General features: G+C 65.1%; 26 protein-coding genes and 3 tRNA genes. 16 read left to right on the top strand and 13 right to left on the bottom strand.

Annotated elements, in window-relative coordinates:
- Positions 1-75: 75 nt before the first annotated feature.
- The gene (locus KJP29_RS09865; protein ID WP_218463394.1) at positions 76-678 is read right to left on the bottom strand and encodes a nicotinate-nucleotide adenylyltransferase; all 603 of its coding nucleotides are present in this window, start codon (positions 676-678) and stop codon (positions 76-78) included.
- A 112-nt stretch (positions 679-790) separates the two neighbouring features.
- Here KJP29_RS09865 and KJP29_RS09860 point away from each other — a divergent pair, with 112 nt between their 5' ends.
- Both KJP29_RS09860 and KJP29_RS09855 read left to right on the top strand, forming a co-directional pair.
- The gene (locus tag KJP29_RS09860) at positions 791-1678 is read left to right on the top strand and encodes a bifunctional helix-turn-helix transcriptional regulator/GNAT family N-acetyltransferase (RefSeq protein WP_218463393.1); all 888 of its coding nucleotides are present in this window, start codon (positions 791-793) and stop codon (positions 1676-1678) included.
- Positions 1679-1829: 151 nt separating this feature from the next.
- Positions 1830-3062 (top strand): MFS transporter, encoded by a 1233-nt coding sequence (locus KJP29_RS09855; protein ID WP_218463392.1) that lies wholly within the window; start codon positions 1830-1832, stop codon positions 3060-3062.
- A gap of 51 nt (positions 3063-3113) precedes the next feature.
- Here KJP29_RS09855 and KJP29_RS09850 read toward each other — a convergent pair whose 3' ends face one another.
- A complete protein-coding gene (locus tag KJP29_RS09850) occupies positions 3114-3347 on the bottom strand; it encodes a hypothetical protein (protein WP_218463391.1) in 234 nt (77 codons plus the stop codon).
- A gap of 316 nt (positions 3348-3663) precedes the next feature.
- Between KJP29_RS09850 and KJP29_RS09845 the strand changes: the two genes are divergently transcribed.
- Positions 3664-4134 carry a GNAT family N-acetyltransferase gene (locus tag KJP29_RS09845; RefSeq protein WP_218463390.1) on the top strand — a complete coding sequence of 157 codons (471 nt, stop codon included), beginning with the start codon at positions 3664-3666 and terminating at the stop codon, positions 4132-4134.
- 90 nt (positions 4135-4224) lie between these two features.
- Positions 4225-5880: an energy-dependent translational throttle protein EttA gene (gene ettA, locus KJP29_RS09840; RefSeq protein ID WP_218463389.1), complete on the top strand. Its 1656-nt coding sequence runs from the start codon at positions 4225-4227 to the stop codon at positions 5878-5880.
- A gap of 16 nt (positions 5881-5896) precedes the next feature.
- On the opposite strand, the gene KJP29_RS09835 is transcribed toward ettA, so the two are convergent.
- Both KJP29_RS09835 and KJP29_RS09830 read right to left on the bottom strand, forming a co-directional pair.
- The gene (locus KJP29_RS09835; RefSeq protein WP_218463388.1) at positions 5897-6283 is read right to left on the bottom strand and encodes a YkvA family protein; all 387 of its coding nucleotides are present in this window, start codon (positions 6281-6283) and stop codon (positions 5897-5899) included.
- Positions 6284-6360: 77 nt separating this feature from the next.
- Positions 6361-6900, bottom strand: coding sequence for a MarR family winged helix-turn-helix transcriptional regulator (locus KJP29_RS09830; protein WP_255553535.1), 540 nt, complete (start codon positions 6898-6900; stop codon positions 6361-6363).
- A 150-nt stretch (positions 6901-7050) separates the two neighbouring features.
- Here KJP29_RS09830 and KJP29_RS09825 point away from each other — a divergent pair, with 150 nt between their 5' ends.
- From KJP29_RS09825 to KJP29_RS09800, 6 genes are all read left to right on the top strand, one after another.
- Positions 7051-8592, top strand: a complete 1542-nt coding sequence (locus KJP29_RS09825; protein WP_255553534.1) for an MDR family MFS transporter — start codon at positions 7051-7053, stop codon at positions 8590-8592.
- A 177-nt stretch (positions 8593-8769) separates the two neighbouring features.
- Positions 8770-12216 (top strand): pyruvate carboxylase, encoded by a 3447-nt coding sequence (gene pyc / locus KJP29_RS09820; protein WP_218463387.1) that lies wholly within the window; start codon positions 8770-8772, stop codon positions 12214-12216.
- A gap of 32 nt (positions 12217-12248) precedes the next feature.
- Positions 12249-12569 (top strand): DUF1801 domain-containing protein, encoded by a 321-nt coding sequence (locus tag KJP29_RS09815; protein ID WP_218463386.1) that lies wholly within the window; start codon positions 12249-12251, stop codon positions 12567-12569.
- Positions 12566-13009, top strand: coding sequence for an SRPBCC family protein (locus KJP29_RS09810; protein WP_218463385.1), 444 nt, complete (start codon positions 12566-12568; stop codon positions 13007-13009). The genes KJP29_RS09815 and KJP29_RS09810 overlap by 4 nt, the downstream gene beginning before the upstream one ends.
- A 114-nt stretch (positions 13010-13123) precedes the next feature.
- A tRNA-Gly gene (locus KJP29_RS09805) sits at positions 13124-13198 on the top strand.
- Between the two features lie 169 nt (positions 13199-13367).
- Positions 13368-13442 (top strand) — tRNA-Gly (locus tag KJP29_RS09800).
- Positions 13443-13571: 129 nt separating this feature from the next.
- Here KJP29_RS09800 and KJP29_RS09795 read toward each other — a convergent pair.
- Complete coding sequence (locus KJP29_RS09795) at positions 13572-14168, bottom strand: hypothetical protein (RefSeq protein ID WP_218463384.1); 597 nt, start codon at positions 14166-14168, stop codon at positions 13572-13574.
- Between the two features lie 407 nt (positions 14169-14575).
- A tRNA-Tyr gene (locus KJP29_RS09790) sits at positions 14576-14659 on the bottom strand.
- A 167-nt stretch (positions 14660-14826) separates the two neighbouring features.
- Between KJP29_RS09790 and rlmB the strand changes: the two genes are divergently transcribed.
- Entirely contained in the window at positions 14827-15606 is a 780-nt protein-coding gene (gene rlmB / locus KJP29_RS09785; protein ID WP_218463383.1) for a 23S rRNA (guanosine(2251)-2'-O)-methyltransferase RlmB, read from the top strand.
- A 265-nt stretch (positions 15607-15871) separates the two neighbouring features.
- Positions 15872-16300 (top strand): CoA-binding protein, encoded by a 429-nt coding sequence (locus tag KJP29_RS09780; protein ID WP_218463382.1) that lies wholly within the window; start codon positions 15872-15874, stop codon positions 16298-16300.
- On the opposite strand, the gene KJP29_RS09775 is transcribed toward KJP29_RS09780, so the two are convergent.
- The 3 genes from KJP29_RS09775 to hisA form a co-directional block, all read right to left on the bottom strand.
- Complete coding sequence (locus tag KJP29_RS09775; protein ID WP_218463381.1) at positions 16297-16605, bottom strand: phosphoribosyl-ATP diphosphatase; 309 nt, start codon at positions 16603-16605, stop codon at positions 16297-16299. The genes KJP29_RS09780 and KJP29_RS09775 overlap by 4 nt on opposite strands.
- Positions 16602-17363, bottom strand: a complete 762-nt coding sequence (gene hisF, locus KJP29_RS09770) for an imidazole glycerol phosphate synthase subunit HisF (protein ID WP_218463380.1) — start codon at positions 17361-17363, stop codon at positions 16602-16604. The genes KJP29_RS09775 and hisF overlap by 4 nt, the downstream gene beginning before the upstream one ends.
- Before the next feature lie 64 nt (positions 17364-17427).
- Positions 17428-18150 (bottom strand): 1-(5-phosphoribosyl)-5-[(5-phosphoribosylamino)methylideneamino]imidazole-4-carboxamide isomerase, encoded by a 723-nt coding sequence (gene hisA / locus KJP29_RS09765; RefSeq protein WP_218463379.1) that lies wholly within the window; start codon positions 18148-18150, stop codon positions 17428-17430.
- Between the two features lie 130 nt (positions 18151-18280).
- Here hisA and KJP29_RS09760 point away from each other — a divergent pair, with 130 nt between their 5' ends.
- Both KJP29_RS09760 and KJP29_RS09755 read left to right on the top strand, forming a co-directional pair.
- Positions 18281-18682 carry a DUF2147 domain-containing protein gene (locus KJP29_RS09760; protein WP_218463378.1) on the top strand — a complete coding sequence of 134 codons (402 nt, stop codon included), beginning with the start codon at positions 18281-18283 and terminating at the stop codon, positions 18680-18682.
- 96 nt (positions 18683-18778) lie between these two features.
- Positions 18779-19171: a DUF2147 domain-containing protein gene (locus tag KJP29_RS09755; protein ID WP_218463377.1), complete on the top strand. Its 393-nt coding sequence runs from the start codon at positions 18779-18781 to the stop codon at positions 19169-19171.
- 98 nt (positions 19172-19269) lie between these two features.
- Here KJP29_RS09755 and hisH read toward each other — a convergent pair whose 3' ends face one another.
- From hisH to uraH, 4 genes are all read right to left on the bottom strand, one after another.
- Positions 19270-19905 carry an imidazole glycerol phosphate synthase subunit HisH gene (gene hisH / locus KJP29_RS09750; protein ID WP_218463376.1) on the bottom strand — a complete coding sequence of 212 codons (636 nt, stop codon included), beginning with the start codon at positions 19903-19905 and terminating at the stop codon, positions 19270-19272.
- Between the two features lies 1 nt (position 19906).
- Entirely contained in the window at positions 19907-20494 is a 588-nt protein-coding gene (gene hisB, locus KJP29_RS09745) for an imidazoleglycerol-phosphate dehydratase HisB (RefSeq protein WP_218463375.1), read from the bottom strand.
- 160 nt (positions 20495-20654) lie between these two features.
- Positions 20655-21881, bottom strand: a complete 1227-nt coding sequence (locus KJP29_RS09740; protein ID WP_218463374.1) for a urate hydroxylase PuuD — start codon at positions 21879-21881, stop codon at positions 20655-20657.
- A 4-nt stretch (positions 21882-21885) separates the two neighbouring features.
- Positions 21886-22239: a hydroxyisourate hydrolase gene (uraH, locus tag KJP29_RS09735; RefSeq protein ID WP_218463373.1), complete on the bottom strand. Its 354-nt coding sequence runs from the start codon at positions 22237-22239 to the stop codon at positions 21886-21888.
- 185 nt (positions 22240-22424) lie between these two features.
- Between uraH and puuE the strand changes: the two genes are divergently transcribed.
- A complete protein-coding gene (gene puuE, locus KJP29_RS09730) occupies positions 22425-23840 on the top strand; it encodes an allantoinase PuuE (protein WP_218463372.1) in 1416 nt (471 codons plus the stop codon).
- Positions 23837-24319: an ureidoglycolate lyase gene (locus KJP29_RS09725; protein WP_218463371.1), complete on the top strand. Its 483-nt coding sequence runs from the start codon at positions 23837-23839 to the stop codon at positions 24317-24319. Before puuE ends, KJP29_RS09725 begins: the two co-directional genes overlap by 4 nt.
- Positions 24320-24386 lie beyond the last annotated feature (67 nt).

The following is a 24386-nucleotide window of genomic DNA, read 5'->3' as shown; positions in this document are numbered from 1 at the left end:
GCTTCGCGTCCCGACAAGGGGCAGAGTGGAAACAATTCCTTGATCGCACGGCGGCACGGAGTGCACTGCCCCGGCTCAGTCCTTCCACTCCCCCCGCGCCCGGATCTCGCTCGAGGAATGCGGTCGCATCGGGATGTTGACCAGCGTCCAGACCGGCGGGCGCATGTCGGCCAGTTGCGCGGCGTGGCGCCCCGGAATGCGGTGGTCGCCAAAGACCTGCGCCGCCTTCGAGTGCCGCGCGGCGGTGCGGTCGCCGGGTCGGGCAATCACGCCGATGGGCAGGTTCTCCATGATCCAGTCCCAACGCTCCCAGCGATGAAAACCGGCCAGATTGTCAGCCCCCATGAGCCAGACGAAGCGAGTGCTTGGATAGAGCGCGAAGAGTGCCTCCAGCGTCTCGGCCGTGAAGCGCGTGCCCAGCCGCGCCTCGATCCCCGTCACCTTTACGCGCGGATGGAGCATCACGTCACGCGCCTTCGCGATCCTCAGCTCCAACGCCCGCGGCCCCTGCTGTTTCAAAGGGTTGCCCGGCGAGACGAGCCACCAGACCGCATCGAGGCGGAAGCGCTTCAGCGCCTCGCGTGTGATATGGGCATGACCTTCGTGGGCCGGGTCGAAAGACCCGCCCAGCAGTCCGATCTTGGCGCCGGGGCGCGCGTAGGGGATGTCATGCCGCATCGCGCCTGATTGGCCTTCCGCGCCCAAGCTGTCAACGGAATAGCGTTGCGCCACTTGACCTTGGCATCGTTATCTGACCATCGTCAGTAAATTTTCCTGACCTGAGTCCGACATGTCTGCCCCGACCGAAATCGACCGCATCCGCCGTTTCCAACGCGCCGTGACCCGCGAAACCGGCGTCATGGACCAGAGCTTTCTCGGCCGGGGCCGCCCCTTGGGCGCGGCGCGGGTTCTCAATGCCATCGGACGCGGCATGACCGAGGTTGCCGCGATCCGCGATTACCTTGGCCTCGACAGCGGCCTGATGAGCCGCCTTCTGCGCGGGCTCGAAGAGGAGGGACTGATCGCCACGACCATCGACAGCGCGGACGCGCGGCGGCGGGTGGCCCGCTTTACGCCGAAGGGTCAGGCCGAGTTCGCCGCCTACGAAGCGCTTTCGAACGACCGCGCAGCGCGGCTCCTGCAAAGCCACCCGAAAGCCGGCGAACTGCTTGCGGCGATGGACCTCATCGCCTCCGCCCTCGGCCAACATGCGGTGGACCTGGTGGAAACCGATCCCCGCGCGCCCGAGGCGATCTATTGCCTGACAGAATATTACGCCGAACTCGCCCGCCGTTTCGAGCGCGGCTTCGAGGTCCATCTCTCCAAGGACCCCGAGGCAACGACGATGATGGCGCCGCAGGGCGCGTTCTTCGTCGCCATGTCCGACGGCCTGCCCATCGGGTGCGGCGGATTGAAGGGCCACTTCGCGGACGCCGAGCCATGGGGAGAGGTCAAGCGCCTCTGGATCGCCCCGTCCGCAAGGGGACTGGGCCTCGCCAAGCGCTTCATGACCCGGATCGAAATATCCGCCCGTGACCTGGGCATGGCGGCGCTGCGTCTGGACACGAACAGCCAGCTTCCCGAGGCGGTGTCGCTCTATCGCCGTCTCGGCTGGACCGAGATCGACCGCTTCAACGACGATCCCTACCCGGACCATTTCTTCGAGAAGCGCCTCTGACCCACCTGTCGGCAGAACGGCGGATCCTGTCGTGCACCTGCGCACAGTGACGTGACCCGACACCCGCTTGCCGCACCCCGGCTCGCTGCGGTAGTCCATGCGCAGGGAGGCGAACCGGACCTGCGGGTCCCCGCATCGCAGAAAGCCGGACATGACCGACCACCTTGCGGACCCGAAACCGCTCTCCCCTGCCCCGACGCTATCCGACATTGCCTCCCGCGGCCCTTCGGCTGGCGCGGTGATCGCCGCGCTTAGCATCGGGGCCTTCGCCATCGGCACCACCGAATTTGCCGCCATGGCGCTCCTGCCGAACTTCGCGAGTGATCTCGGCGTGACCGAAGCCCGGGCCGCGGACGCGATCAGCGCCTACGCCCTGGGCGTTGTGATCGGCGCGCCGCTTCTTGCCGTCGCCGGGGCGAAGCTGGCCAAGCGCACGCTTCTCATCTGGCTCATGCTCGCCTTCGCGGTCTTCAACACGATCTCGGCCATGGCGCCGAGTTTCGGCCTGTTCGTGGCAGCCCGGTTCCTGTCGGGCCTGCCCCATGGTGCATATTTCGGCGTGGCTGCGCTGGTCGCCGCCGGGGTCGTGCCGCGTCACAAGAGGGCCACGGCGGTGGCGCGAGTGTTTCTGGGTCTGACCATCGCGACGACCATCGGCGTCCCGGCGGCGAGCCTCCTGTCCTCCGCCATCGGCTGGCGCTCGGGCTTCGTGATCGTGGGCTTCCTCGCCCTTGCGACCGCCGCCGCCGTCGCGTGGAAAGCACCGCGCACGCGGGCGGCACCGGACGCGAACCCGCTTCGGGAACTGGGGGCGCTCCGGAACCGGCAAGTGCTTCTGACTGTGCTCACCGGCGCGGTCGGCTTCGGCGGTTTCTTCGCGGTCTACACCTATATCGCCTCGATGGTGAAAACGACGCTCGGCGGGACCGAGAGCCAGGTCGCTCTGGTCCTGATCGCCGCGGGTCTCGGCATGACGCTCTTCAACCTGCTCATGGCGTATTTCGCCGACCGCAACCTCAACCGCACTGCCTTTGCCGCGTTCGGTCTCGGAGCTGTCGTGCTCCTGTGCCTGCCCACCGCCGTTTCGGGCGGGCTCGTCACCATGGCGCTTGCCGTCTTCCTGATGGCAGTCCTCGGCGGCGTGTCGACGGTGATGCAGACCCGGCTCATGAACGTCGCGGGCGATGCCCAGCAACTCGCGGCCTCCTTGCACCACGCGGCCTTCAACGTCGCGAACGCGCTCGGGCCATTCCTCGCCGCGCGTTTCGTCGCTGCCGGCCATGACTTCCCCGTTGCGGGCTACGTCGGCGCGGCGCTGTCGGCTTTCGGGTTTGTCCTCTACGCCGTCACCCTCTGGGACGCGCGGCGTTCCGGCTACGAGTGATCCCGCAGGCGAAAACGCCCGGCGACCTGTCTCGATCGCCGGGCGGCACCCTCACATCATCGTTCTCCCCAGAATGTCCGGCGGCATCCGGCTCGGCTTGGCCGCAGGCGGGAGCCCCACATCGCGGTGGAGATGCTCCGGCACGGATTGCGTCAGCCGCTTGGGCAGGACCCGACGCGGGGTCTTGCCGCCAGCCGCCGCCGGCAACACGGCGAAGACGATCCGCCCGATCCGTATGACCCGCTTGGGCGAGGGCCTGAGGGTGGTATTGGTCACGTAAACCATAGGTCTTTCCTTCACTATCCAAGGAAAGCCGCCCACGGGTCCGGTGTTTTTCAGGGGTGTCCGGGTCATCCCGGCAGTCATGAAAAAGGCCGCTCTCGCGGGCGGCCTTCCGGTCATGTCACCATGTCACGAGGCCGCGCCTAGTGGGTTTGACCCCACGGAAGATATGCTCGGCAAAATTGCGACATGAGTGATCTCCTCATCGCGGGGACCATCCCCGCATGGCTATGCCTAGCGCGACACAGGCAGATCGCAAAGCGAAACCTCCCCGCGCGCCATCAATTGTCGTGATGTTGCCAATCTGCATATTGGGTCCATGACCCCCGACCTGATCATCCGCCCGGCAAAAATCGCCGACATTCCCCGGATCGAAACGCTGCATTTCATCGCGGTCGAGGCGCATCGCCGCCGCGAAGAGGGGTTCAACCACCTGCCGTCCATCGAGGGCTTCTCCGCCGCGATCCGCTCCCCTGACGGTGCCCGCCGGGTCGCCGTTGCCGAACGGCGCGGACAGTTCGCAGGCTACGTTGCCTGGACCATCCTCGGCAGCTATTTCAAGGGTCGCAGTCTGGTCTTGGGCGACCTTTCGGTCCTTCCCCAGCATAGGGGTCATGGCATCGGGGGCCACCTCCTCGCCGCTGCCCTTTCGCAGGCCCCGCGCCGCACCTCCCATGCCATCGCGAGCGTCTGGCCGAACAACGTCGCCGCCCGCGACATCCTGCGGCGCACAGGCTTCGAGCCGTTCGAGATTCCCGGCGCCCCGATCGGCTACCGCAAGAGGCTCTGACCCCTCGCTTCACCGCCGGGTCCTCAGCCCCCCGTTGCCACGCGCCCCCTGCCCGATTACATAGCGGCCAACCAGACGACGAGGAATTCCATGGCCAGCTATCAATACGTCTATCACATGGACGGCGTGTCCAAGACCTACCCGGGCGGCAAAAAGTGCTTCGAGAACATCCGCCTCTCCTTCCTGCCGGGGGTCAAGATCGGCGTGGTCGGCGTCAACGGCGCCGGTAAATCGACGCTCATGCGCATCATGGCCGGGCAAGACAAGGATTTCTCGGGCGAGGCCTGGGCCGCCGAGGGCGCCAAGGTAGGCTATCTGAGCCAGGAACCCGAGCTCGACGACAGCCTTACCGTGCGCGAAAACGTCATGCTGGGCGTCGCGGGGAAGAAAGCCATCCTCGACCGCTACAACGAGCTGGCCATGAACTATTCCGACGAGACTGCGGATGAAATGGCCCGGCTACAGGACGAGATCGACAGCCAGAACCTCTGGGACCTCGACGCGCAGGTCGACATCTCGATGGAGGCACTGCGCTGCCCGCCGGACGATGCCGACACCGCGACGCTCTCTGGCGGGGAACGCCGCCGCGTGGCGCTTTGCAAGCTCTTGCTCGAAGCGCCGGAGATGCTGCTCCTCGACGAACCGACCAACCACCTGGACGCCGAAACCATCGCCTGGCTCCAGCAGCACCTCATTGAATACAAGGGCACGATCCTGATCGTCACCCACGACCGTTATTTCCTCGACGATATCACCGGCTGGATTCTCGAGCTCGACCGGGGTCGCGGCATTCCCTACGAGGGCAACTATTCCGCCTGGCTCGAACAGAAGGCCAAGCGTCTTCAGCAGGAAGCCAAGGAAGACAGCTCGCGCCAGAAGACGCTGGAACGGGAACTGGAGTGGATCCGTCAGGGTGCCAAGGCGCGTCAATCCAAGCAGAAGGCCCGGATCGACCGCTACAACGAAATGGCCGAACAGTCCGAGCGTGAAAAGGTCGGCAAGGCGCAGATCGTCATCCCGCGCGGACCGCGCCTTGGGCAGAAGGTGATTGAGGTCACGGGCCTGAAAAAGGCGATGGGCGACAAGCTCCTCATCGAGAACCTTGATTTCTCCCTTCCGCCGGGCGGCATCGTCGGCGTGATCGGCCCGAACGGCGCCGGTAAATCCACGCTCTTCAAGATGCTCACCGGGCAAGAACAGCCCGACGAGGGCACGGTGGAATACGGCGACACGGTCAAGCTGGGCTACGTCGACCAGTCGCGCGACGCGCTCGATGCGAACAAGACGGTGTGGGAGGAAATCTCCGGCGGGGCCGAGATCATCGACCTGGGCGACGCCCAGATGAACAGTCGCGCCTACTGCGGCGCCTTCAACTTCAAGGGTGGCGACCAGCAGAAGAAGGTGGGCCTTCTGTCGGGCGGCGAACGCAATCGCGTCCACATGGCGAAGCTCCTGAAATCCGGCGGCAACGTCATCCTTCTCGACGAACCGACCAACGACCTCGACGTGGAGACGCTTCGGGCGCTGGAAGATGCGCTGGTGGACTTTGCCGGCTGCGCCGTGGTCATCTCCCACGACCGCTTTTTCCTCGACCGCATCTGCACCCACATTCTGGCGTTTGAAGGCGAGGCCCACGTGGAGTGGTTCGAGGGCAACTTCGAGGACTACGAAGAGGACAAGAAACGGCGTCTGGGCCCGGATGCGCTGGAGCCGAAGCGGCTGAAATACAAGAAATTCACCCGCTGATCGAATGGATCACACCTCAAACGCAGGGTGCGTCTTCAGGCGCGCCCTGCGTTTTGCCCAGTGCCTCATCCGCCTTCGCATAGTGCACCGGGGTCACGTGTTTGCGGAACGACCGCCAGGCGGCCCAGAAGACCAGTGCGTCATCGGTGAAGCCGAGCCCCAGCAGGAAATCCGGGATCATGTCCGTGGGGATCACGAAATAGGCCAGCGGCGCCACCACGGCGATCCGCACACCAAGCGGCACCTTGGGGTCCTGCATGGCATGGAAAGAGGCCACGGCCTCCCGCGCGAAGGGGAGTTTCTTGCCGAAACGCAGCATCTTGGCGAGGAACCCTTCGCGCACCATCCGCTCCTGTTCGGCGGTCGAATAGCGTCCCAGAACGGTCTGTGACGAAGGGGTCATGGCAGGCTCCGTAGCGATTGCTCCCGGCCAGATATAGGCATGCTGACGCCTGCCGCAAACCGTCGGACGTTCAGCTCCTACTCCCTCTTTGCGTCCGAGCGGGCGTCGGCGCGCACCCCCATGACCCCCTCCACATAACGCCCGAAGAGGTCGGAAAAGGTCTCGATGTCCGTTTCGCTCCAATCGGAAAAGAGCGACACCATCCGCTGCCAGCGCAGATCGCGCACGGTCAGGAAGGCCTTGCGCCCCTTCTCGGTAAGCAGAAGCACCGATTTGCGCCCGTCGTCCTGCGCGGCGCCACGTTCGAGGTAGCCACCCCCGATCAGCTCGCTCGCGATGCGGCTGGCGCGCGAAGGGTCGATGGTCATTTCTTCGGCCATCATGCCCACCGTCGGCTCCGCGGGCGCGTCGCGCCCGACGCCATGGGTGATCCGCACGACTGCCATGAGCCCCTGAAAGATTGCAGGATCCAGGTCGATGCCGGTTTCCGCCAGAAGTCGCCCGGTCATCTCGCCCTTGTGCAGCATCCGGTGCCAGAGGAACAAAGCCCCCTCCAGCTCCATCAACGCTTCCTTGGCCGCGTCCGAGAAGGGCGCGGCGGCGAGTGCGGGGGCCATGGGGCCTTTCTTGAACGCTCTGTGCGACATGATGCGCCGGATATGGCCTGCGGAATTGAACAAGTCAATTTCCTGCCACACACATTTATGTGCGCTTGACACATAACTGCCACGGACACTATCTAGAACCAACTCCCAAGGATTTCCAGCATGGCACTGACCGATACGATGACCAATTCCCCGCCCCATTCCGCCGCACCCCATTACGACAGTGGCAAGATCCGCACGATCATCCTGTCCATCGGCGCGCTCCTGTTTCTTGCCTCGCTCGACCAGACCATCGTGTCGACCGCGCTTCCGACCATCGTGTCCGATCTGGGCGGGCTCGAGCATCTGAGCTGGGTGGTGACGGCCTATATCCTCGCCTCCACCATCGCCGCGCCACTTTATGGCAAGCTTGGCGACCTCTATGGGCGGCGCAACATCGTCTTCGTGTCGGTCGGGCTGTTCCTTCTCGGCTCGGCCCTCGCCGGCGCGGCGCAGAGCATGACCTGGCTCATCGTCTCGCGGGCGATCCAGGGGCTTGGCGGCGGCGGCCTGTTCGTCCTAGCGCTCTCCGTCATCGGCGACGTGATCCCGCCCAAGGACCGGGGCAAGACGCAGGGCATCTTCGCCGCGACCTTCTCGATCTCCTCGGTCATCGGCCCCCTCATCGGCGGCTGGTTCGTGGAGAGCTTCTCCTGGCACTGGATCTTCTACGTCAACGTGCCGATCGGCATCCTCGCCGTCCTGGGCTTTGCCTCGGCCTTCAAGCCGACCGGACTGCGCACGAAGCACGTGATCGACTGGTGGGGTGCGCTCGCGCTGTCGGTGACGCTCGCCTCGATCACGCTCGCCACCTCGCTGGGCGGCGCGACCTTCGCCTGGGATTCGGTCGAGATCATCGGCCTCGCCCTGCTCGCCGTCGTGGCGCTCGGCACCTTCCTTTTCGTGGAAAGCCGCTCGCCGGAGCCGATCCTTCCGCTGCCGCTCTTCAAGATCAACGTCTTCTGGGTGACCTCGATCATGTCCGCCGTGACGGGCGCGGCGCTGTTCGGGGGGGTGACCTTCCTGCCGATCTACCTTCAGATCGCCAAGGGCGTGAGCCCGACGGTCTCCGGCCTCATGCTCATCCCGATGACGGCAGGGATCCTGTTCTCTTCGGTGACGGCGGGCCGCTTCATGGGGCGCACGGGCCGTTACCGGGTGCTTCCGATCATCGGCATGTCACTTCTGGCCTGCGGTTTCCTGCTGCTCACGCAGATCGACCAGTCGACGACCACGGCCCAGTTCTCGGCTTCGCTCGCCATCGTCGGGCTCGGCCTTGGCGCCATCTTCCCGGTGCTCACGACCGCCGCACAAAACGCGGTCGAGCGGCAGCAACTCGGCACCGCCACCGCGGCCGGCCTCATGTTCCGGCAGGTCGGCGGCTCCATCGCGGTCGCGGTCTTCGGCGCACTCTTCGCGTCGCGCCTGTCCAGCCAGATGGGCGGCGCTGGCGAAGCCTTTGCGGGCGGCGCGGGGCTCGAACTCGGTCCCCAGACGCTCCGGGCGCTCCCGGCCGAAGCGAAGGAGATGATCAGCGCGGCGGTGTCCAATGCCATCCATCCGATCTTCTTCATCGCGGCGGGACTGGCCGTGGTGGGCCTCGTCTTCGCCCTGATCCTCCAGGAGGTAAAGCTCGCCAACCGCATGGTGCCCCAAGGCGAATAAACTCGCCCTTTCAAGTGTTTCTCCCTGAACGGTCTCCGTTCGACAAGACTGCCCCGGGTTCATCGCCCGGGGCCTTTTTGTGTCCGGCAATGGCCCCGTGCGCAGCGCGTCTTGCGCCGCATCGCAGCATCGCCTAGCGTGACCGCCATCGTAGCGCGACAGGCCCGGGAGAAACCTATGGCGGACTTCAAGAAAATCCTCATTGCGAACCGGGGCGAGATTGCGATCCGCATCATGCGGGCGGCGAACGAGATGGGGAAGAAGACCGTCGCCGTCTATGCCGAGGAGGACAAGCTGGGCCTGCACCGCTTCAAGGCGGACGAGGCCTACAAGATCGGTGAGGGACTGGGTCCGGTCGCGGCCTATCTTTCGATCCCCGAGATCATCCGGGTGGCGAAGCTCTCGGGCGCCGACGCGATCCACCCTGGCTATGGCCTTCTGTCGGAAAACCCCGAGTTCGTCGACGCCTGCGACGCTGCGGGCATCACCTTCATCGGACCCAAGGCCGAGGTGATGCGCAAGCTGGGCGACAAGGCCTCGGCCCGCAAGGTGGCGATGGAGGCAGGCGTGCCTGTCATCCCGGCCACCGAGGTCCTTGGCGACGACATGAAGGCCATCGCGAAAGAGGCCGAGGAGATCGGCTATCCCTTGATGCTGAAAGCCTCCTGGGGCGGCGGCGGTCGCGGGATGCGGCCCATCGAGAGCCCCAAGGAGCTTGAGGAAAAGATCCGCGAGGGTCGCCGCGAGGCCGAAGCCGCTTTCGGCAACGGCGAGGGCTACCTCGAGAAGATGATTACCCGCGCGCGCCACGTCGAGGTGCAGATTCTTGGCGACACCCAAGGCAACATCTACCACCTGTGGGAGCGCGACTGTTCGGTGCAGCGCCGCAACCAGAAGGTCGTCGAACGCGCCCCTGCCCCCTACCTCTCCGCCGCCCAGCGCGAGGACCTGTGCAACCTTGGCCGCAAGATCTGCGAGCATGTGAATTACACCTGCGCGGGCACGGTCGAGTTCCTGATGGATATGGACACGAGCAACTTCTACTTCATCGAGGTGAACCCCCGTGTGCAGGTCGAGCACACTGTCACCGAGCAGGTGACCGGCATCGACATCGTGCGCGCCCAGATCCTGATCGCCGAGGGCAAGTCGCTGACAGAGGCGACCGGCGTCGCCTCGCAATACGATGTGAAACTCAACGGCCACGCGCTGCAAACCCGGATCACCACCGAGGACCCGCAGAACAATTTCATCCCCGACTACGGCCGCCTCACCGCCTATCGCACCGCGACCGGCATGGGCATCCGTCTGGACGGCGGCACGGCCTATGCCGGATCGGTCATCACGCGGTACTACGACTCGCTTCTGGTCAAGGTGACGGCGTCGGGCCAGACCCCCGAACAGGCGATCAAGCGGATGGACCGGGCGCTGCGGGAATTCCGCATCCGGGGCGTGTCCACGAACATCGACTTCGTGATCAACCTATTGAAGCACCCGGTGTTCCTGAACAACGAATACACCACCAAGTTCATCGACACGACGCCGGAGCTTTTCAACTTCAAGAAACGCCGCGACCGGGCGACCAAGATCCTGACCTATATCGCGGACATCACCGTGAACGGCCATCCCGAGGTCAAGGACCGTCCCGAACCGCGTGCAGACCTGAAGCCGCCGGTGCTGCCGACACTCACGACTGAAAAACTCGCTCCTGGCACGCGCACGCTGCTGGATAAAGAGGGTCCCGAAGCGGTCGCCAAGTGGATGAAACAGCAGAAGCAACTGCTCATCACCGACACGACCATGCGCGACGGGCACCAGTCGCTGCTCGCGACCCGGATGCGCTCGATCGACATGATCAAGATCGCGCCCGCCTATGCCGCGAACCTGCCCCAGCTCTTCTCGGTGGAATGCTGGGGAGGTGCCACCTTCGACGTGGCCTATCGCTTCTTGCAGGAATGCCCGTGGCAGCGCCTGCGCGACATCCGCCAGCACATGCCCAACATCATGACACAGATGCTTCTGCGCGCGTCGAACGGTGTCGGCTACACCAACTACCCCGACAATGTGGTCGAGGAGTTCGTCCGCCAGGCCGCCGAGACGGGCGTGGACGTCTTCCGCGTGTTTGACAGCCTCAACTGGGTCGAGAACATGCGCGTCGCGATGGACGCGGTGGGCAAGAACGGCAAGGTGATCGAGGGCACGCTCTGCTACACGGGGAATGTGCTCGACCCGGACCGCGCGAAATACGACATCAAGTATTACGTCGCCATGGCCAAGGAGCTCGAGAAGGCCGGCGCCCATGTGCTGGGCCTGAAGGACATGGCCGGGCTTCTGAAACCCGCCGCCGCCCGCGTCCTGATCCCGGCGCTGAAGGATGCAGTCGATCTGCCGATCCACTTCCACACCCATGACACGGCGGGCATCGCCTCGGGCACCATCCTTGCCGCATCAGAATCCGGCGTGGACGCCGTCGATTGCGCGATGGATGCGCTCTCGGGCAACACCAGCCAAGCAACGCTGGGCACCGTCGTCGAGGCGCTCCAGTTCACCGACCGCGACACCGGCCTCGACATCGGCGCGATCCGCGAGATCTCCAACTACTGGGAGGCCGTGCGCGGCCAATACGCCGCCTTCGAGAGCGGCCTGCAAGCGCCTGCTTCCGAGGTCTACCTCCACGAAATGCCCGGCGGCCAGTTCACCAACCTCAAGGCGCAGGCGCGCTCCATGGGGCTCGAGGAGCGCTGGCACGAGGTGGCGCAGGCCTATGCCGACGTGAACCAGATGTTCGGCGACATCGTGAAGGTGACGCCTTCGTCCAAAGTCGTGGGCGACATGGCCCTGATGATGGTGAGCCAGAACCTGACCCGGGCGCAGGTCGAGGACCCCAAGGTCGAGGTGTCCTTCCCGGACTCCGTCATCGACATGATGAAGGGCAATCTGGGCCAGCCCCCGGGCGGCTTCCCCAAGGCCATCGTCAAGAAGGTGCTCAAGGGCGAGAAACCCGACATCGAACGTCCGGGCAAGAAGCTCCCGCCCGTGGACATCGAGGCGACCAAGGAGGACCTCAAGAAAGAGCTCGAAGGCTACCCGGTCGATGACGAGGACCTGAACGGGTATCTCATGTATCCCAAGGTCTTCCTCGACTACATGGGCCGCCACAGGATCTATGGCCCGGTGCGCACCCTGCCGACGCGAACCTTCTTCTATGGGATGGAACCAGGCGAAGAGATCGAGGCCGAGATCGACCCCGGCAAGACACTAGAAATCCGGATGCAGGCCATGGGCGAGACCAACGAGGAGGGCGAAGTCCGCGTGTTCTTCGAGCTAAATGGTCAGCCCCGCACCATCCGCGTTCCGAACCGCGCTGTGCAGTCGACCCATGTGTCGCGCCCCAAGGCCGAGGCGGGGAACGCGAACCACATCGGCGCGCCGATGCCCGGCGTGGTGGCCAGTGTCGCCGCGCAGGCCGGGGCCAAGGTCAAGGCCGGCGACATGCTCCTGACCATCGAGGCGATGAAGATGGAGACCGGCATCCACGCCGAACGCGACGCGGTGATCAAGGCGGTGCATGTGTCCCCGGGCGCCCAGATCGACGCCAAGGACCTGCTCGTGGAGTTTGAGCCATAGGCCCCGAGGCGAAGCTGCTCGAAGTGCGGCTGGTGGCAGTGATCGCCGCCGCCCTTCCCGAGGCCAGCCTTGGCCGCAAGTGGAACGCGCCCTCCTTTGCGTTTGGGGGACGTGATCTCATCACGCTCAACCATCCGCCCAAGGGCGGACAAGTGCGGGTGATCTTCCACCGGGGCGCCGGGGCCAAGGACACGAAAACGGGCGCGCGGCTTCTGCCCGAGGCCGATGCCCGCCTCACATGGCCGTCGGACCAGCGCGCCATCGCCTGTTTCCCCTTCGGTCAGGAGATCGACGAGCGCTGGCTCGCTGCCACTTGCCGCGCCTGGGTCGATGCCGTGGGTATCGCACCTTGACCCGCCCGCTGTCCGTATCGGTCGAACGGGTGATCAAGGCCGATCGACCCCGCCTCGCGGCCTTCGCCGCCGACATGGGCAATGCGCCCCGATGGTATCGCAACATCGCGAGCGTCGACTGGAAGACCGCCCCCGGCACCTCGCCGGGCGCGCGGGCGGCCTTTGTCGCGCAATTCATGGGCCGCGCCCTCGCCTATACCTATGAAATCCGCGAGCATATCCCCGGTGAACGCCTCGTCATGTCCACCGAGGATGGGCCGTTTCCAATGGAAACCGTCTACGAATGGTTCGACGAGGGAGCGGGCCGCACGCGGATGCGCCTGACCAACCGTGGCCGGCCCGAGGGCTTCAAGGCGGTCTTGATGCCGGTCATGTCCCTTGCCATGCGCCGCGCCATGACCCAGGACCTCGCGCAACTCGCCCGGGTTCTGCCGCGCTGAGCGTGGCGCTGTGCAAGGGATACTTCTCCCCCGACAGAAGAATTTTCCACCTACCCGCGATTTAGCGCTTGCAAGCACGCATGGGGTTTTATAAATCCGCCCTCATCAAAGGATGCGGGTGTAGCTCAGGGGTAGAGCATTACCTTGCCAAGGTAAGGGTCGTGAGTTCGAATCTCATCACCCGCTCCAATTGGTTCCCCGGAAGGGACGAAACGAAGACCGCCGGCGAAGTCGCTTCGCGGCGGTCTTTTCGTGTCCGGGGGGCGCGGATACGGGCACGCGCGCTGATCGGCGAGAATTCCCAAAACGCCCCTTGCAGCCGCCACGCCAGTTCAATACATCCACCCCACCACAGGACGCGGGTGTAGCTCAGGGGTAGAGCATTACCTTGCCAAGGTAAGGGTCGTGAGTTCGAATCTCATCACCCGCTCCATGTGGTCCTCCCCCACTGTCTCGGCCTGCAATCGCACAGAGCCGTAACGCAGAACCCCCGCCGCGAGCGACGGGGGTTTGCCGGGACACGAGGGACCATCCCGATGTGCACCTTACCTCGAACGGGGTGTTACCCGCGGTCGTCGACGAGCACGTTGTAGGACCCATCGGCGTTCGACCAGATAGCCACCACGTCGTCGGACGTATGGCCCTCGGCCTCGAGGGCCGCGGTCAGATCGGCGTTGGCAGCGATGCCATCGCGCATCTCGGTCTGGGCATCGGCCATCGCGGACAGCTCGGCGTCGAGCGCGCCGCTGTTCTCGGCGCCTTCGCCCTCGAGTTCGGAGAGCGTGACCACGTCGATCATCGTGTCAGCCGTGATGGAGTCATAATCGACATCGGCCATGGCACCGGTCTGGATCGAAGAGATGACCCGACCGTAAGTCCAGTTGTCGGTGCCGGGTGCACCGTCGTTCGACGCATCAAGCGTGGAGCCGGCGTCGCCGTCGACGTTGGCCGCGCCGCCCGCGGCGTCCGAATTCGCGGAGACGCCACCATCGACACCGGTATCGGCACCGACCGAGAGGCCGTCCTCGCCCACTTCCGCGTTCACGCCAACACCTGCGCCGACGCCACCGCTGGCATCCGTGTCCTGCGCGAGGGCTGCGGTGGATACACCGGCGGCGAGCACGGCAGCGAGGCTGAGCGTTTTCTTGAGAATGGTCATTGTGGTTCTCCTTTTCTCTTGCACGTCGACATGTGACGGGCTGTGTGGGTCCACAATGCACAGATGGGCGATACGTTCCGGACGGCGAGTCAGCAAACTCGTCGCGGTAGAATACCGCCGGAACGTCGCGTGCGGCCCGGCATGAAACCGCCAAGGAGGGCCCTGTCGAATAGTCTCATTTCATGCAGGATCAGCTGAAAGTTACTGGCTTCAAAAGAAAATAAATGGAACTTCTGGACTCTTCTGCTGCAAGAGCTGCCCCTGAAACCCCATCCGCGCCCTTGAACATCCGCACCGAGCACAGACGCGTGCCCGCCCCTGCGTCGCGCAGTCAAGAACGTCACCGCAAAGTAGCGCCACCGGCACGGGCCGGCCATCGCAGAAACGTCGCAAATCAGGAGGAGGAGTGGTGGGCGACCCTGGAATCGAACCAGGCGTGGGTCTCCCCGGCGGAGTTACAGTCCGCTGCCGCACCTTGCAGCTCGTCGCCCGAACCGGGGTTGCCCCCGGCTACGTGGGGGGCTGATTACCTGTGGCACCCTGACCCGTCAAGCCGAAAATCCGCACCGCGCGCTGCCTTTCGTCTCCTGCCTTTGCTCTTGTGCTTTCGGGCCCGGCGGCCCATCTTCCGGCCCTGATCTGACAGGGGACGTAACGCGTGACGAAGAAACCGAAATGGGTGGTCGAGAAGGAACGTGGCAAGCGGGCGGCGGCCGCCGAGACGGTCTGGCTTTTCGGGCTCCACGCGGTGCGCGATGCGCTGGAAAACCCGGCACGCACACGGCTCCGGCTCGTCGTAACCAAGAACGCCGCCGACAAGCTCGCCGATGCCATCGCCGCCTCCGGAATGGAGCCCGAGCTGGCCGATCCGCGCAAGTTCCCCGCGCCCATCGACCCGGGCTCCGTGCATCAGGGTGCCGCGCTCGAGGTGAAAGCGCTCGACTGGGGTCCAGTCGCCGAAGTCTGCCTTGGCGACGGGGACAGCGCGCCCCTCGTGGTGCTTCTCGACCGGGTCTCGGACCCGCACAACGTGGGCGCGATCCTGCGCTCGGCCGAAGTCTTCGGGGCCCGTGCCGTCATCGGGATGCGCCATCACGCCGCCCCGGAAACCGGCGCACTGGCCAAGACGGCCTCCGGCGCGCTGGAACGGCAACCCTACCTGCGGGTGACGAACCTTGCCGACGCGATGCGCGAACTCAAGGACATGGGCTTCACGCTGATCGGCCTCGCGGGCGAGGCGGAGGCGGACCTTGCCAGCACGATCGCGCCCCTGAAGGGTCGGGCCATCGCGCTGGTCCTCGGGGCCGAAGGTCCGGGGCTCAGGGAAAAGACGCGTGAAACCTGCGATCACCTCGCCAAGATTCCTTTCGCGAGCGACTTCGGATCGCTCAACGTATCGAACGCTGCGGCCGTCGCGCTCTATGCAGCGCGCAACTGATCCAGCGCTTTTTGCCGCCCGCAAGTGAAGCCACCGCGCACGCACAGATCACGGCCCCGTCAATTCACAGATTGTTTACACCCCCTTTTTTCCATTCAGGTGCATCATAAATGTCATTCCGAGACCAGGTGGTGGAACGCCTGCAATCTCACTTCACTGTCCCTCGTTCCACAAGACTGGCGCCCGGGGTCCCCTTCTCGGGCGCTTTTTTCTTTTTCGTCCAGTTCCCCTTCCCCGGCCTGAAATCCTGCCTATCTTCAAGGGCATGGACAAACTCACCGACGATCAGATCCGCGACATCCTCGCCCGCACCCGCACCATCGCGCTGGTCGGCTATTCTGCCCGCCCCGAACGCGCGAGCCACCGCGTTGCCGCTTTTCTCGCCGCGAACGGCTACCGGGTGATTCCCGTCAATCCGGGCCTCGCCGGGCAAACTGCGCTGGGAGAAACCATCGTGGCATCGCTTGCCGATATTCCCGAGGAGGCGCAGGTGGACATGGTCGACATCTTCCGCCGGTCGGAAGACGTGCCCCCCGTGGTGGACGATGCGCTTGCCCACCTGCCGCATCTGAAGACCGTCTGGATGCAGCTTGGCATTGCGCATGACGGCGCGGCCAAGGCGGCGCGCGATCGCGGGCTTGACGTGGTCATGGACCGCTGCCCGGCGATCGAGATTCCGCGCCTCTCGGCCTAGCGCGCGGCCTTTTCCTCGATCCCCGAGGTGCCTTCGCGCCGCTCGAGCTCGGCCAGCACCTCGGCAAGGGTCACGTCGCGAGCTGCGAGCATGACGAGCAGGTGGTAGAGCACATCGGCCGCTTCCGAGGTCAGCTTCGCGCGGTCGCCCTTCACCGCCTCGATGATCGCCTCGATAGCCTCTTCGCCGAACTTCTCGGCACATTTCTCCGGCCCCTTGGCCAGAAGCTTCGCTGTCCAGCTCGTATCCGGGTCCGCTCCCCGCCGCGACGAGATCGTGGCGGCCAGTCTCTCCAACGCGCTCATTCCAACCTCATCGCAATGCCCGCGGCGGCCATGTGCTCCTTGGCCTCGCGGATGGTGTAGTCGCCGAAATGAAAGATCGACGCGGCCAGCACCGCGCTCGCTCCGCCATGGGTCACCCCCTCCACGAGGTGATCCAGTGTGCCCACCCCGCCCGACGCGATGACTGGCACTTCGACCGCGTCCGAAATCGCGCGGGTGAGCGGCAGGTTGAACCCGGCCCGCGTGCCGTCCCGGTCCATCGAGGTGAGCAGGATCTCTCCCGCCCCCTTCGCCACCACGCGCCGCGCGAACTCGACCGCGTCGATCCCCGTGGGCTTGCGTCCACCATGGGTGAAAATCTCCCACCGCCCCGGCTCCACGGTCTTTGCGTCGATGGCGCAGACGATGCACTGGCTCCCGAAGCGTTCTGCGGCCTCGGCGATCACATCGGGGTTCGCCACGGCAGCGGAGTTGAAGCTCACCTTGTCGGCGCCCGCGAGCAGCAGGTTGCGCACATCCTCATGGCTCCGTACCCCACCCCCCACGGTGAGCGGCATGAAGCATTGCTCCGCCGTGCGCCGGACGAGGTCGAACATCGTGCCCCGGTTTTCATGGGTCGCGTGAATGTCGAGGAAACACAGCTCGTCCGCCCCGGCTGCATCATAGGCCTTGGCGGCCTCGACCGGATCGCCGGCGTCGCGCAGATCGACAAAGTTGACACCCTTCACGACACGCCCATCGGCCACGTCGAGACAGGGAATGATCCGGGTCTTGAGCATATCGGGTCTCCTTGGCCCGACCCATAGCCCGAGCCTGCCGCCAAGGCAACGCGCGGCGGGCGCTTCAGCCCTTGAGCACCTCCAGCGCCGCCTTGAGGTCGATGGCCCCGTCATAAAGCGCCCGTCCCGAGATCGCCCCGTCGAGCGGCGCACCGCAATTCTTGAGGGCGCGCAGATCGTCGAGCGAAGACACCCCGCCCGACGCGATCACCGGAATGCTCACCGCATGGGCAAGCGCGGCCGTCGCCTCGACATTCGGGCCCTGCATGGCGCCGTCGCGGTTGATGTCGGTATAGATGATCGCCGCCACGCCCGCGTCTTCGAAGGACCGGGCCAGATCGGTGACCATCACGTCGGTTTCCTCGGCCCAGCCCTTGGTCGCGACGCGCCCGTCGCGCGCGTCGATTCCCACGGCTACCTTGCCGGGAAAGGCCTTCGCCGCCTCGCGCACGAGGTCGGGGTTTTCCACTGCCACCGTGCCGAGGATCACGCGCGACAGCCCCTTGTCGATCCAGCGCTCGATCGTCGCCATGTCGCGAATGCCACCGCCCAGTTGCGCCGGCACGCTGATTTCAGCCAGAATCGCCTCAACCGCCGCGCCGTTCACGGGTTCGCCCGCGAAGGCCCCGTTCAGATCGACCAGATGGATCCAATCGCAACCCGCCGCCTCGAAGCTCTTCGCCTGCGCCGCCGGGTCATTGGAGAAGACCGTCGCCGCCTCCATCTCGCCGCGCAGCAGGCGCACGCAGTTCCCGTCCTTGAGGTCGATGGCGGGGTAAAGGATCATGGCAGGCTCCGACGTTCATTGATCTGCGCGCTTAAACCACGCGTATTGGGGCACGACAACCCGGCGGAACTTCCGACCCACCATTGCCGTTGGCCCCGCGACGGGACTATGGCCATACCTGGAGGATGACATGACACCGACGACGACCCTGACCCGGATCGCGGCCGCCACCGCGCTTTCCTTTGGCCTCTCCCCGGCCCTCGCCGAGACCGGCCTCTCCGGCACCTGGCGCACGGCGACCTACAACGGCGACTACGCCTATGTGCGCTTCGGCCCCTGTTCGGGAAGGATCTGCGGTGTGGTGACACGGACCTTCGGCCCGGACGGCGAAATCCAGGGCGGCTCGCTCGGCAAGACCATCGTCGTGAACATGGAGCCTCAGGGCAACGGCGAATACGCGAACGGCCGGATCCGCCGCCCCGACACCGGCCAGTCAGCGCCCCTGAAACTCAAGGTCAACGGCGGTTCGATGGCCGTGTCGGCCTGTATCGGGCCACTGTGCCGGAACGAAACCTGGACCCAGGTGCAGTAGGTCGGGCACCCTGAGCGACGCTCGCAGGTTGGCTTCACGTCACTGTTGTATTGACGTGAGACTTCATGGACGATGCCCCGAAACAGGGAGGATTCCATGAAACGCATCGCACTCGCCGCCGCTCTCACGCTCGGTTCCGCACTCTCGGCGCAGGCCGCAGACCCGGCCATCGGCATCTGGCAGACGCAGGTGGACGAAGGCTCTTTCGCCATGGTCAACATGTATGCCTGCGGCCCCGCCGTCTGCGGCACGATCACCCGGACCTTCAAGGCTGACGGCACCGAATACGACTCGCCCAACAAGGGCAAGCAGATCGTCATGAACATGACCCCGCAAGGCGACGGCGCCTATGCCGGTGAGGTTCTGCGCCCTGCGGACAACAAGACCTACATCGGCAAGATGCAGATCACCGGCAACGATCTGGCGCTGAAAGGTTGCGTGGCGGGCGGGCTGATCTGCAAGAGCCAGAGCTGGAAGAAGCTTCAGTAGGATTTCGCCGCGACCTTCGGTCGCGACGACCCGCTGGGGAGGCTCTGCCTCCCCAAACCCCTCCGGAGTATTTGGAGAAAGATGAAAGGGGAATGGCGCTAGGGGGTCCAGCGCAGGAAGTTCCCGATCATCCGAAGGCCGTTGGCCTGCGATTTTTCCGGGTGAAACTGCGTGCCCACGATGTTGTCGCGCCCGACGATGGCGGTGATTTCCTCGCCATAGTCGCAGTGCGCGAGCCTGTGTGCAGGATCAGCCACCCGGAAATGGAAGCTATGCACGAAATAGGCGTGGTCGCCCGTGGCGAGCCCCTCGAGCAGCGGATGCGGATGGTCGATGACGAGGTCGTTCCATCCCATATGCGGCACCTTCTGGCCTGCGCCCGGCTCGATATGCACCACCTCGCCCGCGATCCAGTCGAAGCCCGGCGTCTCGACATATTCGAGGCCGCGCGTGGCCAGCATCTGCATCCCGATGCAGATGCCCATGAAGGGCACCCCGCGCGTCAGGACCGCCTCTCCCATCGCCTCGAAGATGCCGCGATGGTCAAAGAGCGCCTGACGGCAGGACGGAAAGGCCCCGTCGCCGGGCAGCACGATCCGGTCCGCCCGAGCCACGGCCGCAGGGTCCGACGTCACCTGCACCTCGCCCCCGCCAACCTCGCGCGCCATGCGCTGGAAGGCTTTTTCGGCCGAATGCAGGTTGCCGCTTTCGTAGTCGATGAGAACCGTTCGCACCTTACAATGCGCCCTTGGTCGAGGGGATCGCGTCCGCCTTGCGCGGATCGGTCTCAACCGCCACCCGCAGCGCCCGCGCGACGGCCTTGAACGCCGCCTCCACGATGTGGTGGGAATTGAAGCCATGCAGCCGGTCGACGTGGAGGGTGATGCCTCCGTTCCCGGCGAAGGCCGTGAAGAACTCGCGCACGAGCTCGGTGTCGAAACTCCCGATCTTGGCCGTGGGAATATCCACGTTCCACACGAGATAGGGCCGACCCGACAGGTCGAGGGCCGCTCGGACCTGCGCATCGTCCATCGGCAGATGGCACTCGCCATAGCGCCGGATGCCCTTCTTGTCTCCAAGCGCCTCGGCCAGGGCCTTGCCCAGTGCGATGCCCGTGTCCTCCACCGTGTGGTGATCGTCGATGTGGTAGTCCCCCTTCGCGCGCACCGTCATGTCGATGAGCGAATGGCGCGACAGCTGGTCGAGCATATGGTCGAAGAACCCCACGCCCGTGTCGTTGTCATAGACCCCGGTCCCGTCGAGGTTCACCTCGACCGTGATTTCCGTCTCCGCCGTCTGACGGCTCACCTTCGCTCTGCGCATCCGCGAAACTCCTGCCTTGCCGGCGCCTTATAACAGCCTCACGCGTCCAGAAAAGCGCCCGCGTCCTCTTCTCTGGTTCATAAATATCCTGGTGGGGGATTTGGGGGGAGGCAAAGCCTCCTCCCAATCGGGCGTCCCGGACGCAGTCCGGGGCGAAACCTCACCCCGCCTCGTCGAACCAGGCCCGGATCGCGGCCCGCTCCGCGGGCTCCATCCAGCTCACATTCGCCGGCGGCATCGCGTCGGTCAGACCGGCCTGCTGATAGATCCGATGCGCCCAATGGGCGATGTCCGCCGGCGTCTCGAGGATTACCCCCTTGGGCGGCGACACCATCCCCTCCCAACCCGGCTCGCGGGCATGGCACATGGAACAGCGCCCCATGACGATGTCGGTGACCTCCGAAAACCCTTCCGCACTGGCGAAGCGCTCTTCCTGCGCGCTCATGGCCCGCGCCTCCGCCTCCTCATAGGTCCAGCCTTCCGTCCCCAGCGTGGACAGCCAGATCGCGGCGAGGAAGAGGAGCGCCGTCACCAGCCAGGTCCACCACAGATAGGGCCCATGCGCGTGATGGGTATTGAAGAAGTGCCGGATCGTCACCCCCATGAGAAAGACGAGCCCCGCCACCAACCAGTTGTAATCGCTCGCGAAGGCCAGCGGGTAGTGGTTGGAGAGCATCAGGAAGATGACCGGCAGGGTCAGGTAGTTGTTGTGCGTCGACCGGAGCTTGGCGATCTTGCCGTATTTCGCATCCGGCGTGCGCCCGGCGATCAGGTCCGCCACCACGATCCGCTGGTTGGGCATGATGATGAAGAACACGTTGGCCGTCATGATCGTCGCCGTGAAGGCGCCCAGATGCAGCATCACCGCGCGACCCGTGAAGATCTGATTGTAGCCCCAGCCCATCGCCATGAGGAGCAGGAACAGAAGCACCATGAGCAGCGTCGGCTTCTCCGCCAGTCCCGATTTGCAGAGCCGGTCGTAGACCAGCCAGCCAACGGTCAGCGAGGCGGCCGAAATCACGATGCCCAGCCAGAGCGGCATTTCCATTTTGTGCTGGTCGACGAGATACATCTCGCCCCCGACCCAATAAACGAGCATGAGAAGTGCCGCGCCCGAGAGCCAGGTCGCATAGCTCTCCCATTTGAACCAGGTCAGTTCATCGGGCATCCGCGCCGGGCTCACCAGATACTTCTGGATGAAGTAGAACCCGCCGCCATGCACCTGCCAGGCCTCGCCCCCCACGCCCTTGTCGGCATCGCGGGCCGGCCGCAGCCCGAGGTCCAGAGCGATGAAATAGAACGACGATCCGATCCAGGCGATGGCTGTGATCACATGGGTCCAGCGCACCGCCAGTTCGAGCCAGTCGAGGAAGATGGTCATCAGCATCGCTCTAGCTCCCGCGATAGGTGGAGAACCCGAAGGGCGAAAGCAGCAGCGGCACGTGATAGTGGCTCTCCTCCGACATGCCGAAACGGATCGGGATCACGTCGAGGAAGCGGGGCTCCTCCGGGGCGACCCCGCTCGCATCGAGATAGGCGCCTGCGTGAAACAGAAGCTCATAGGTGCCCGGCTCGAAGTCCGGTTTCGGCAGGATCGGCTCGTCGGTGCGTCCGTCCGCATTGGTGACGAGGCTGCGCACATGACTGCGCGCCTCGCCGACCAGCCGGAAAAGGTCGATGCGCAAGCCCGCCGCCGGGCAGCCCCGCGCGGTGTCGAGCACATGTGTCGTCAGATATCCGCTCATTGTCTGGTCATCCTGTCCCTTGAATGCCCATGTCTATGTTCATTCGTCCCGGCCCGGATCATGGCCGGTCCCTGCGCCTGAGTGAAAACCGTTTCCAAAGCATTCACAAGCGCTTACTCCTTGATGCGGATTTTGCCTTTCGCTTGGGCAATCCGCGAGCGACCAGGACCGATGAAGGGCAGAGCATGAACAGATACCCGCGCAACCTCCGTGGCTATGGAGCGAACCCTCCCGATCCACAATGGCCCGGCGGGGCGCGGATCGCGGTGCAGTTCGTTGTGAACTACGAAGAGGGCGGCGAGAACAACATCCTGCATGGCGACGCCGCCTCCGAGGCCTTCCTGTCGGAAATCGTCGGCGCCGCCCCCTGGCCGGACCAGCGGCACTGGAACATGGAATCGGTCTATGACTACGGCGCGCGGGCCGGGTTCTGGCGGCTCCACCGCCTGTTCACACGGGCGGGGATCAAGCCCACGGTCTATGGCGTGACGACCGCGCTCGCCCGCTCGCCCGAACAGGTCGCCGCGATGCTGGACGCCGATTGGGAGATCGCCTCGCATGGCTTCAAGTGGGTCGAACACAAGGACATGCCCGAGGCCGACGAACGCGCTGCGATGGACGAGGCTTACCGCCTCCACACGCTCGTCACCGGCACCCCGCCGCGCGGCTGGTACACCGGGCGTTGTTCTATGAACACGATCCGCATCGCCGCCGAGATGGGCACGCTCGATTATGTCTCGGACACCGTGGACGACGACCTGCCCTATTGGCTGAAGGTGGGCGCGCGCGACCAGCTCGTCATCCCTTACACCATGGACGCCAACGACATGCGCTTCGCAACCGCGCAGGGCTTCAACACCGGCGAGCATTTCTACCAATACCTCAAGGACAGCTTCGACGCGCTCTACGCCGAGGGGCTGGAGGGCTCGCCCAAGATGATGTCGGTCGGTCTTCACTGCCGCCTCGTCGGCAGGCCGGGGCGGGTCATGGGGCTCAAACGCTTCATCGACTACATCCAGAGCTTCGAGGGCGTCTGGACCCCGCGCCGGATCGACATCGCCGAACATTGGGCGGCGACCCATCCGCCTGCTGGACTTATCGCACCATCCGCGCTGGACAAGCCTGCCTTCGTGGCGAAGTTCGGGTCGATTTTCGAACATTCCCCCTGGATCGCCGAACGCGCGTGGGAGGCCGAGATAGGCCCCGCCCACGACAGCGCGATTGGCCTCCACGCCGCGCTCACCCGGCAGTTCCGCGCCGCCTCCCACGACGAGCGTCTGGGCGTTCTCACCGCCCACCCCGACCTCGCCGGCAAGCTCGCCGCCGCCAAGCGGCTCACGGCCGAATCGACCGAGGAACAGGCCTCCGCCGGGCTCGATGCGCTCACCGTCGAGGAGCACGACGCCTTCACCCGGCTCAACACTGCCTATGTCGAAAAACACGGCTTTCCGTTCATCATCGCGGTGCGCGACCACGACAAGCAGGGGATCCTCAACGCCTTCCGCCGTCGCGTGGACAACGACACCGAGACCGAGTTTTCCGAAGCCTGCCGACAGGTCGAGCGAATTGCGCTCCACCGGCTGAAGGCGCTGCTCCCATGACGACCATCAAGATCGAGCCCCTCACGCCCGAGGCCTTCGCTCCCTTCGGCCAGATCCTCGACGCGACCGGCGCGCCCGACAAGATCATCAATCAGGGAAAATGCGGACGCTACCACGACCGCGCCACGCTCGACTTCGCCGACGGCCGCGCGGCCATTTCGATCTTCAAGGCAGAACCCCGCGCGCTCCCCTACACGCTCGACCTCGTCGAACGCCACCCGGATGGCTCGCAAGCCTTCCTCCCGATGTACGAGGCGTCCTTCCTCGTCATCGTTGCCCCGGATGACAACGGCACCCCCGGCACGCCGCTCGCCTTTCGCACCGCACCGGGCCAAGGCATCAACCTGAACCGTGGCACATGGCACGGCGTCCTCACGCCGCTCGCGCCCCCCGGCCTCTTCGCCGTCGTCGACCGCGTCGGCCCCGGTGCGAATCTCGAAGAACACTGGTTCGACACGCCCTATATCGTCACTGGTTAGAGCTGCCACCCCTTTCATCTTTCCCCAAATACGTAAGATCCGACGCCACCACACAGGGCGACGCCGG

This window comes from Maritimibacter sp. DP1N21-5 (assembly GCF_019218295.1).
Lineage (GTDB): Bacteria > Pseudomonadota > Alphaproteobacteria > Rhodobacterales > Rhodobacteraceae > Maritimibacter.
The sequence above is the reverse complement of the archived record's forward strand: the minus strand, read 5'-3'. Positions and strand labels throughout refer to the sequence as shown.

Bases quoted from the DNA above. Each gene is read 5' to 3' on its own strand.
- hisB (WP_218463375.1), bottom strand. From the start codon at position 20,494: ATGCGCAGAGCGAAGGTGAGCCGTCAGACGGCGGAGACGGAAATCACG.
- hisA (WP_218463379.1), bottom strand. From the start codon at position 18,150: ATGATCCTTTACCCCGCCATCGACCTCAAGGACGGGAACTGCGTGCGC.
- KJP29_RS09795 (WP_218463384.1), bottom strand. From the start codon at position 14,168: ATGACCATTCTCAAGAAAACGCTCAGCCTCGCTGCCGTGCTCGCCGCC.
- hisF (WP_218463380.1), bottom strand. From the start codon at position 17,363: ATGCTCAAGACCCGGATCATTCCCTGTCTCGACGTGGCCGATGGGCGT.
- uraH (WP_218463373.1), bottom strand. From the start codon at position 22,239: ATGAGCGGATATCTGACGACACATGTGCTCGACACCGCGCGGGGCTGC.
- KJP29_RS09725 (WP_218463371.1), top strand. From the start codon at position 23,837: ATGACGACCATCAAGATCGAGCCCCTCACGCCCGAGGCCTTCGCTCCC.
- KJP29_RS09865 (WP_218463394.1), bottom strand. From the start codon at position 678: ATGCGGCATGACATCCCCTACGCGCGCCCCGGCGCCAAGATCGGACTG.
- KJP29_RS09835 (WP_218463388.1), bottom strand. From the start codon at position 6,283: ATGACCCCTTCGTCACAGACCGTTCTGGGACGCTATTCGACCGCCGAA.
- KJP29_RS09755 (WP_218463377.1), top strand. From the start codon at position 18,779: ATGAAACGCATCGCACTCGCCGCCGCTCTCACGCTCGGTTCCGCACTC.
- KJP29_RS09740 (WP_218463374.1), bottom strand. From the start codon at position 21,881: ATGCTGATGACCATCTTCCTCGACTGGCTCGAACTGGCGGTGCGCTGG.
- KJP29_RS09760 (WP_218463378.1), top strand. From the start codon at position 18,281: ATGACACCGACGACGACCCTGACCCGGATCGCGGCCGCCACCGCGCTT.
- ettA (WP_218463389.1), top strand. From the start codon at position 4,225: ATGGCCAGCTATCAATACGTCTATCACATGGACGGCGTGTCCAAGACC.
- KJP29_RS09850 (WP_218463391.1), bottom strand. From the start codon at position 3,347: ATGGTTTACGTGACCAATACCACCCTCAGGCCCTCGCCCAAGCGGGTC.
- KJP29_RS09860 (WP_218463393.1), top strand. From the start codon at position 791: ATGTCTGCCCCGACCGAAATCGACCGCATCCGCCGTTTCCAACGCGCC.
- puuE (WP_218463372.1), top strand. From the start codon at position 22,425: ATGAACAGATACCCGCGCAACCTCCGTGGCTATGGAGCGAACCCTCCC.
- KJP29_RS09775 (WP_218463381.1), bottom strand. From the start codon at position 16,605: ATGAGCGCGTTGGAGAGACTGGCCGCCACGATCTCGTCGCGGCGGGGA.
- KJP29_RS09780 (WP_218463382.1), top strand. From the start codon at position 15,872: ATGGACAAACTCACCGACGATCAGATCCGCGACATCCTCGCCCGCACC.
- KJP29_RS09825 (WP_255553534.1), top strand. From the start codon at position 7,051: ATGGCACTGACCGATACGATGACCAATTCCCCGCCCCATTCCGCCGCA.
- KJP29_RS09830 (WP_255553535.1), bottom strand. From the start codon at position 6,900: ATGGCCCCCGCACTCGCCGCCGCGCCCTTCTCGGACGCGGCCAAGGAA.
- pyc (WP_218463387.1), top strand. From the start codon at position 8,770: ATGGCGGACTTCAAGAAAATCCTCATTGCGAACCGGGGCGAGATTGCG.
- KJP29_RS09845 (WP_218463390.1), top strand. From the start codon at position 3,664: ATGACCCCCGACCTGATCATCCGCCCGGCAAAAATCGCCGACATTCCC.
- KJP29_RS09855 (WP_218463392.1), top strand. From the start codon at position 1,830: ATGACCGACCACCTTGCGGACCCGAAACCGCTCTCCCCTGCCCCGACG.